The sequence below is a fragment of the Streptomyces sp. NPDC094147 genome, assembly GCF_044764265.1.
Taxonomy (GTDB): domain Bacteria; phylum Actinomycetota; class Actinomycetes; order Streptomycetales; family Streptomycetaceae; genus Streptomyces.
Map to the genome: position 1 here is coordinate 56640 of NZ_JBIWHT010000032.1, position 8444 is coordinate 65083.

Annotated in this window: 9 protein-coding genes; 1 reads left to right on the forward strand and 8 read right to left on the reverse strand. The window is 68.9% G+C overall.

What is annotated here, in order from left to right:
* Nucleotide 1: 1 nt before the first annotated feature.
* The 8 genes from ACIQ8J_RS30805 to ACIQ8J_RS30840 all read right to left on the reverse strand — a co-directional run bounded on the left by ACIQ8J_RS30805 (nucleotide 2) and on the right by ACIQ8J_RS30840 (nucleotide 6406).
* Entirely contained in the window at nucleotides 2–244 is a 243-nt protein-coding gene (locus ACIQ8J_RS30805) for a hypothetical protein (RefSeq protein ID WP_403276088.1), read from the reverse strand.
* Between the two features lie 50 nt (nucleotides 245–294).
* Entirely contained in the window at nucleotides 295–1179 is an 885-nt protein-coding gene (locus ACIQ8J_RS30810; RefSeq protein WP_403276087.1) for a hypothetical protein, read from the reverse strand.
* Nucleotides 1176–2090, reverse strand: coding sequence for a type II secretion system F family protein (locus ACIQ8J_RS30815; protein WP_403276085.1), 915 nt, complete (start codon nucleotides 2088–2090; stop codon nucleotides 1176–1178). Before ACIQ8J_RS30815 ends, ACIQ8J_RS30810 begins: the two co-directional genes overlap by 4 nt.
* Nucleotides 2087–3577: a CpaF family protein gene (locus ACIQ8J_RS30820; RefSeq protein WP_403276083.1), complete on the reverse strand. Its 1491-nt coding sequence runs from the start codon at nucleotides 3575–3577 to the stop codon at nucleotides 2087–2089. Before ACIQ8J_RS30820 ends, ACIQ8J_RS30815 begins: the two co-directional genes overlap by 4 nt.
* Nucleotides 3567–4412: a hypothetical protein gene (locus ACIQ8J_RS30825; protein WP_403276082.1), complete on the reverse strand. Its 846-nt coding sequence runs from the start codon at nucleotides 4410–4412 to the stop codon at nucleotides 3567–3569. Before ACIQ8J_RS30825 ends, ACIQ8J_RS30820 begins: the two co-directional genes overlap by 11 nt.
* A complete protein-coding gene (locus tag ACIQ8J_RS30830) occupies nucleotides 4412–5119 on the reverse strand; it encodes an SAF domain-containing protein (RefSeq protein WP_403276080.1) in 708 nt (235 codons plus the stop codon). The genes ACIQ8J_RS30825 and ACIQ8J_RS30830 overlap by 1 nt, the downstream gene beginning before the upstream one ends.
* A 25-nt stretch (nucleotides 5120–5144) precedes the next feature.
* On the reverse strand, nucleotides 5145–5771 hold the full coding sequence (locus tag ACIQ8J_RS30835; RefSeq protein ID WP_403276079.1) for an ATP/GTP-binding protein: 627 nt from the start codon (nucleotides 5769–5771) through the stop codon (nucleotides 5145–5147).
* Nucleotides 5772–5998: 227 nt separating this feature from the next.
* Complete coding sequence (locus ACIQ8J_RS30840) at nucleotides 5999–6406, reverse strand: hypothetical protein (RefSeq protein WP_403276077.1); 408 nt, start codon at nucleotides 6404–6406, stop codon at nucleotides 5999–6001.
* 653 nt (nucleotides 6407–7059) lie between these two features.
* On the opposite strand from ACIQ8J_RS30840, the gene ACIQ8J_RS30845 reads away from it, so the two are divergent.
* Nucleotides 7060–8352: a serine/threonine-protein kinase gene (locus ACIQ8J_RS30845; protein ID WP_403276075.1), complete on the forward strand. Its 1293-nt coding sequence runs from the start codon at nucleotides 7060–7062 to the stop codon at nucleotides 8350–8352.
* The last annotated feature ends 92 nt before the right edge of the window (nucleotides 8353–8444 follow it).

An 8444-nucleotide genomic window follows, 5' to 3' on the forward strand; every position in this document is an offset into this window, starting at 1 on the left:
CTCACTTGCCGTCGAGGTTCACGGTGTCCACCTTGGTGGATGCCCTCGTGCCGAGCGCGACCATAGAGGCGATGACGGTGAGGGTGATTACGATGCCCGCGATCCACAAGAGGATGGTGGCCACGGGGTTGTCGCCGCGCTCACCGCGCTCGCTCATCTCCTCGTACACCTCGGCGAAGTGTGCGCGCACCTTGCCGGCCAGCAGCGACAGGGCGACGCTGGCCTTCAAGTAGGTGTCCTTCACGGCTGGTTCTCCTTATAGAAGGGGGGTTGCGGGCGCGGGGCGCCATGTCGTCAGGACAGCGCGAACAGTTTCAGCACCACCGGGAAGCTGAGCAGGCACATGATGAGCACGCACATCACGGCGCCGGGGATGTGCATCTTCTCGCTGTCGGAGTTCGCCCTGGCCACGGCCGTAGAGAGCTGCTCATCGCGGGTGCTCTTGGCGCGGGCCCGGACCGGGGCGTAGATGGAGGCGCCGTCCTTGCCGGACATCTGGGCGAAGTCCGCGACGTCACGCAGCACGGGGATCTTGAGCTGGGTGCCGAGGTCCTCAAGAACCTGCCAGGGGGAGCTTTTCTCCATCCGGGCGCGCAGCAGGGCTTCTTGCAGGCGCAGGAACGACCAGCTGCTGCCGACCCGGGCTGCTTCTTCGAGGGCCTGGTCGACGGCGATGTTGGAGGCCAGGCGCAGGGCGACCAGTTCGAGGTAGACGGTGATGGCGTGGGTGAACTCCTCCCGTGCCCGGGCGGCATCGCGGCGCACCATGAGATCGGGCACGAACCACAGCAGGACGGCGGCCAGCACACCGGCCACTGCGGGCACGAACAAGGGCAGCGTGATGTCGAGGAGGGTCCAGGCGGCGCTCAGTACGGAGGGCAGGACCAGTCCGACGAAGGCGAGCAGCACCTTGTTCAGCAGGAACTGCTCGACTGGCTGGTTCAGCAGCTGCAGATCGGCTCGGGGCAGCGGTGCGGGAACCCGGGCCACCAGCCACGCGCCCACCAGGTTGTCCGCACGCTGCTCGGGGAGGGAGGCCCCGGGGGTGGGGGCGGGAGGGCTGAGCCGCTTCAGGGCCGGGCCCAGCTTGGGCGGTGCCGGGGCGAGTTCTCGCACCACCAGGGCCAGGCCTGCGCCGATGAGGCAGCCGAAGAGCACCACGACGGCGGTTGTGGTCATCGTGCGGTCTCCTCCATCCGGGCGGGGATTGTGACGGGGCTGCGCGCGTCAGGGACGAGCACCCGGGCCGTGCGGCCGCGGGTGGCATAGCTGCGCGACCACACCAGCACGGCGACGAAGGCCGCCGAGAGCAGTCCAAGGACCAGCTGGCCGAGCAGCGTTGCAAAGACGTCGGTGAACTGGGGGACCGTGAAGCCCAGCGGCACCAGGGCCAGAGTGATGAAGGTGAGGGTCCGGACGACGGTGCGGGACTTCTCCCGCTCCGCCTCGATCTTCTGACGTGCGGTCACCTCGTCGCGCAGGGACGCGGACATGTCCTGCATCGCCTGCGCCAGTCCTGGGCCGGGGTCGGTGACCGACAGCTTCAGCGCGGCACACACCTTGTCCGCGGTCGGATCGTCCAGGGCGCGCCCGAAGTCCTCCACCGCCTGGCCGAGCGGCCACCCGGCATCCACCTTGTCGACCAGCTCCTCGATCTCCTGCTCCAGCGCCTGGGGAGCATGGCGGCGGCTGGTCTTCAGGGCCTGCTCGATGGCGACTCCCAGGCGGAGGACTTCCGCGAGGCGCTGCGTCCACTCGGCGAGCCCATCCCGCTTGGCCATCTGCTCCTTGGTCGCGGCCACCGGGGCCGTTAGCCACGGCACCCCCACCACCGCAGCGGCCGCGATCAACGCGACCACGAACACCCCGCTCACCAGCCACACCGCCACACCGGCGACCAGGGCTGCGCCGAACAAGGCCCGGCGGCGGGCCGCTTTGCGGGCCGCAGGCCCCGACAGGGACCGCTGGCGCCAACCGGCCAGGACTCCGGGCCCCTTGGGCGCGGTCGTCCCGACCAGCCCTGCCACCAGGGCGAGCAGACCGCCGCCGAGCAGCGCCCCGGACAGCGCCCACCACCATCCGGTGATCACGAGCCCACCTCGTGCGTCCAGGCAGAGGGCTGCGCGACCAGGTCGGTGCGCAGTCCCGCACGCTCCAGCTTCTGCCGGCTGCGTACCGACAGCGGCGCATGCGGCACTGCCCGCTGGTCCCACTCGCTGGCCGGCCGGTAGATCTCGTTGTAGGTCGGGCGGCCGTCCGGACCCACGGACTTGATCTCCCAGATGTGGGAGACGAAGCGCCGTACGGCGGGCCCGTCGCCATCGACGGTCAGAAACACCACGAAGTGCAGCCCGTTGGCGATCTGCCGGTAGGCCAGTTCCGGCGTGAAGTTGGACTGCGCCAGCAGGTACAGCTCCGCGATCCGGTCGAAGATCGCCTCGGGCTCGGAGGCGTGAATCGTGCACATGTTGCCGGGCCGGTCCGACGTCATCGCCTGCATCATCGCGGTGATCTCCGGACCGCGGACCTCACCGACCACCACCCGCGTGAGCGACATGCGCTTCGCGCTCCTCATCAGGTCCAGCAGCGTGATCTCACCGGCCGCCCGGCCGTCTACCCGCTCCCCGTTGGACTCGCGGGCCTCCATCGGCACCACATGCTGGTGATAACCGTTCTTGTGGGCCCACAACTCGAACGTCGTCTCCAGCGTCCCGAACCGCTCAGTGGCAGGAACCTCCCGCAACGCCGCCCGCAACAGCGTGGTCTTGCCCGAGACCTGCTCCCCGGCGAACATGATGTTGCGCCGCGCCCGGACACAGGCCCGCAGAAAGTCGGCCATCTGCTCATCGAGCGCGCCCAGACGGACCATCATGGCCAGGTCGGCGTCCAGCAAACGGTGGCGGCGGATCGTGACGTGCGTGAACTCGCCGGTCACCTCCGGGCCCAAGGCCTGCACCCGGGAGCCGTCCTTGAGCCGCAGCTCGACCTCCGGGCTGAACGTCGAAAACGTCCGCCCGCTCTGCCCACTGGCCCTGATCAAGTCCCGGACCAGCTCCTCCAGTTCTTCCTCGGAGTCCGCAACCGGTGCGACCTGGACCGGCTCCGCGTCATCGCTGTACTTCAGGAACACCCGGTGCGGGCCCTCGATCCAGATGTCCTCCACCAGGTCGTCGTCCAGATAGCGCTGCAGCCGCCCGGCCCGGAAGCACATGTCGAAAGCGAGCGCGGCAAGTTCCCGCTCTTCGACCGGGGAGATACTGCCACCGCGGCCGGTCTCGCCGTCTGCCCAGATGGCCGCCTGCCCATTGATCAGGTCGCGGCCGCGCTGCTCCTCCGCCTCCCCGACCAGGGCCGGATTTCTCTTCTTCTCCTCCAGGAGCTGCTCCAGGACGATCTGCTTGATCTTCTGCGCCACCCGGTAGTCGATCCTTACCTGGGGGACCGCCCCCTGGCCCACCATGTGCGGCTGGCCCGCGCCCGCGCCCGCCCGTACGGCGGCCAGCGCAGATGCTCCAGCCGGTGCGGCGGGCGGAGGCGGGGGATAGGGCGATCCGTTGTAGACCGGTTCAGCGTGCATCGGGAACTCCCATCATCCGCTGATGCAGAGGCGAGGCGACCCGGGCCCGCTGGGTGGCCACCCGCTGCCGGATCGGTGTCGACGCATCCAGGACAGCCCGCATCAGCTTGCCCTCCCGAAACCGCTTGCCCTCCGCAGCACCGTCGGACAGCACCGCGGCCTCCTGCGGCCGGAACGGCAGACTCGCCACCACCGGCACCTGCAAGTGCTCCTCCACCTCACGCGCCGCGTAGGGCCCTTCGGTAATCAGCAACACCCCCAGGCGCCCGGAGCGCCGGCCCTCGCCGTCCAGCACAGCGGTGAGCATCCTGGCGCGTACGGCGGCCATGTGCAGGCTGCGCAAGGTGCTGCGCATCACCAGCAGCACCAGGTCGGCACGCTGGGCCAGGACCCGGGCCGGGCCGAAGGCCCCGTTGCGTCCCAGATCGAGCAGCACGTCATGACCGTGCTGCTCGATCCGGTCGATCCCGACGAACAGATCCGCGATCGCCCCCCACTCCGGAGCGAGCCCGGCCGCCTCCGAGGGACTGGTCAGCCCGGGCAGCAGCATCCGCGTCGGGTCATTCCGCCGGTCCTCGTCAGAAATACGCACGAGCTGGGTCCAGAACGCGTCCTGCAGGCTGACACTGCGGCGGGAGGCGGCCAGATTGTGCAGGCCGCGGTCAGCCGTCAGCCTGCTCTGCAACGCCCCCGCCAGCACGGCGCCACCATCGGGGCAACACTCGGCCAACAGCACCCGCCGGCCCTGCTCCACCGGCCACATCCGCAACAACGCCAGCGCCGTCGACGTTACCCCCGGCGCCCCCGGCACCCCCACCAGAGCGATCACAGCCATCAGGAACCGGCCCCGCTCGCCGCCTTCACGGCCAACGCCACATTCCCCGCAGCTGCTTGAGCTGCCAGCCGCGGCCCGCCCGCCGACTTGACGGCTACGTCGATCACCTGCTGGCCCGTGCTGTCCTGCTTGGTTCCCACCCGGACGATCCGTGCCTCCACTGTGACCGGACCGCTGTCCTGGCCCGGCTTGCCGTTCTTGCCCGCCGCCGTGGCGCCGCTGTCGCCGGTGAACACGACCTGCACCTGGTCCTCCGGCTTCAGCGGGGAATCCGGCAACTGCCCCGGCTTCAGGTTCAGCCCGACCAACTGCTCGTCCTGCCGCACCAGCGTGCGGCTGGTGACCTGCCCCGGAGCAAGCAGCGCACCGGGCAGCAGCTCGACAGCGGCACGCTTGCCGACCACCTGAGCCCGCTGCCCCGTCCCGATCGCCTTGAGCGCGGGATCCAGGGCCACCGACGCCTCCGCCAGGTCCGCGTCCTGGATCACCGTGCCCGCCGACACATCCCGGGCCATGACCAGGACCGGGGTGCGCTGACCGTTCTGCGTCCAGTACCAGTAGTTGCCCACCGCCCCCGCCGCGATCAACGCCGCGGCCAGGGCGAGCACACCCGGGCGACGGCGCCGTGCCTGCCACCGCAGGGACGGCGGGCCAGGCTGCGCCGGAATCTGACCCGCCGTAGAGGCGGGCGCTGCCGTCTTGCTCACGCTGTAACGCCTTTCGCTCTCACACTCAGTTGCCGACGGCCTGGAGCTCCCCGACCCCGACCCGGGTCTGGGATTGGCGGGTCTCGGTGAACTGGCCCGCGTCCACGGCGCCAGCAGTGACCGTCCAGTTGACCTGCCACGTCGCCGTCGCTGTCAGGGCGAACTTCTGGCCGGACTGGCCCGCCGAGGACGTCGCGAACGTGTGGCCGCAGGTCGGCGACGGCTTCATGCCTGCCGAGGCCTCGTACACGGTGCCCGGGCCGTTGCAGGTCACCGACGTGCCGTTACTGAACTTCCAAGTGATGGAGGCGACCTCGGCCGTCGCCGACACCGTCACCGCGCCCGCGGACGTAGTCGCGGTGTTCGGACCGAACGTGGTCGGGGACTGGTTCACCCACAGCCACATCGGCACCCCGACCGCGAACTTGCCCGCCGCCTGAGGACTGGCGATGTCCGGACCCGCCAGCTTCATCGAATCCACCGCGCGATGAGCCAGAACCTCCGGGTCGACAGGAGGCGCCGCTGGACCGCCGTCCGGGATCCATATCACCCCGACCCGCATGGTATCGGGGCAATACACCTGATACACCGCGCCCTTGTCGCCGGACTTGTGCCCCTCCCAGCCGAGATTGTTCGCCGGGGGCTGTGGCACCAGCCTGGTGTATGTGCACGGAGGAGGGCTGCTGCTCGCGGCTCCTGAATTGGCTGCTGCTGGTTTCTGCCCGCTAGTTCCGGGGCCGTCGCTGCTGTCTCGGGCGCACACGCTGACCCATGCCTCCGACCCCTGGCAACCTGGGTCATTGCCTACAGTCGGCCCGCCATCGGCGTGCGCGATTGCCGTGGACATGATGCTGGCTAGAAGGACCGCCGCTGCGGTTGTCAGCCGCCGCATGGCTGGCTGCCCTTCGTGGTGAAGTCCGTGATCATCCACCTGCCACCATCCCAACGTTCAGCCCTCACCTGCGCGAGATAGTGCAGGGGCTGAGCGCTCGGAAGGGGGACGGGCTTGTTGGCCTTGGTATCCCAGGTCTGCCAATTCGACAGGTCGACGCAGTCAGTCATAGTCGCAGTCGGAGTCTTGGCGCTGAGGTCCACGTTGGTCACGGTGACTTGGTGCCCCATGTCACCGCGGATCACCGTGCCCCGCTGCTTCATCCCGGCGAGGTCTATCCGTACCTTGCCCAATGCATCGAGCGTCGCGTACTTCTCAAGGTCGGTGCCCGAGGCGTCGGCCTTGTGGTACGCCTTCATCTGCTCTACCCACATGGAGTTGTAGGACGCGAGCACGGCTGCCTTCGCGGCCTCTTTGGGAGAGGCGCTCGAGGTAGCCGTGCCTGACGTCAGAGGAGTGGAGGACGTCGCGGTTGGGGTGGGGTTCTTGTCGGACGCCCTATCCGTGCTGCCGCTACAGGCGCTAAGGAGGGTGAGGGTTGCGAGCACGGCCGCCGCGGGTGCGCGCCCAGACGTGTGTGCGAGTCGACGACGGTGCCGCTCTGGTGCGAAGGTCAACTTGTCCTCCCCGTATGGTGCGTTGGGACTCGCTTGCCTGGTTCTGAGGTGGTTCACCCAGAACCTCACCTTGATATGGATTTACAGATCTACGTGACGGGCTTGTTCCGGTTTTGCTGTAGGCCCGCACACTAGCGCCACGCTCTGTCAATGGGCCATGTCATTCCGGTAGTTGCTTGCCGTGGCTCGATATGTTTCTGTCTTAATTCCGTCACTGGTCGGCGGGGGTGGGGCGGATCGGCAGGGCCGGAAACCTCCTCTGTCGCATGCCGGTCCCGGGTGACTGTCCGTGCGGGTTGTGGCATATGCGGAATGCAGGTACGGCGCCTCTCAACTGCCACTTCTTTGGCGGGAGTTACACCGGTAGCGGAGTCCTTCGCCAGTGCTTGTGAGACGCTCATACATGGCCGTGGCATGCAAGGAGGTGCGGGGTGGAGCCGCTCGGTGCGGGAGATCCGGCCAACATTGGCCCATTCGCGCTGCAAGCCCGGCTGGGGTCCGGCGGCATGGGGACGGTCTACCTGGCCCGCTCGCCCAGCGGCCGTACCGTCGCCGTGAAGACGGTGCGGCCGGAACTGACCGGTGACGGCGGCTTCAGGGAGCGCTTCCGCCGGGAGGTCGAGGCAGCCCGCAGTGTGAGCGGTTTCTTCACGGCCTCCGTTGTCGACGCCGACGTGGAGGCCGCTGTGCCGTGGGTGGCCACCGTCTACGTGGACGCCCCCGATCTTGCGACCCTGACCGCCGAGCGCGGTCCGCTGCTCGGGAGGGACGTACGCGCTCTGGGCGCCGGGCTGGCCGAGGCTCTCGCTGCCATACACCGCACCGGTGTGGTGCACCGGGACCTCAAGCCGTCGAACATCCTGGTCACCTCGGACGGCCCACGCATCATCGACTTCGGGATCTCCCGGGCGTTGAGCGACGGCCCGGCGCTCACCACGCTTGGCGCCGCGATCGGAACCCCCGGCTTCATGTCGCCCGAACAGGCCCAGGGACTTGCCATCTCGCCGGCCAGCGACGTCTTCTCGCTCGGCGCAGTTCTCTACCACGCGGCCGTCGGACGCGGCCCCTTCGGTACCGGCACCGCGCACGTATTGCTCTACCGCGTCGTGCACGACCAGCCCGACCTGACCGGCCTGCCGGCCGAGCTGCGCCCCGTGATTGAGGGGTGTCTGGCCAAGCAGCCCCATCAGCGGCCCATGCCCGACGAACTCCTTCAGTGGCTCGCGCCGGGTGCTGCCGTGCGGGACTTGGCGGTGCCGGTCGGCATGGGCGCTGAGCCGCAGTGGTGGGAACAGCCCACGGTGCCCGCCCCAGCTGTCGATCTTGCCGCTAAAATCGCCCGGCCCCCGGCTGAAGACGGTATCCCGGTGGCCCCGTCGCCCCCCGGCACTGGTGCGGATATCGCCTGGTGGTCGACCGGTGGCAGGCCCGTGGAGGAAGCGACCGATTTTTCCGGGCCCGGCTTTCCGGTTGGGCGTGAGGCGGTCGACGCGTACCGCGAACGCCGCCGGATTCGCGACCGCGGAGACCGTGGGCGGGCGCCGGGTCCGCGGGTGGACGAGCCGTTGGACCCCGGCGACGTGGTCGAGCACACAAAGTACGGGATCGGCACGGTGCTGGAAGTCCTCGACACGGACCAGGTACTGATCGCATTCGGGCCGCGCCACGGCGAACGCCGCATCATGCTGCGGTACGCGCCGATGCAAAAGATCAGCAGCCCCTAAAGGTTGTCCCGTATGGGGTGGTTGGGGTGGGATGATCTTGGTGTGGCTGGTGTGATCACGGTGTCGGAGCCGGGCTGGATAGGGCTGTTCTC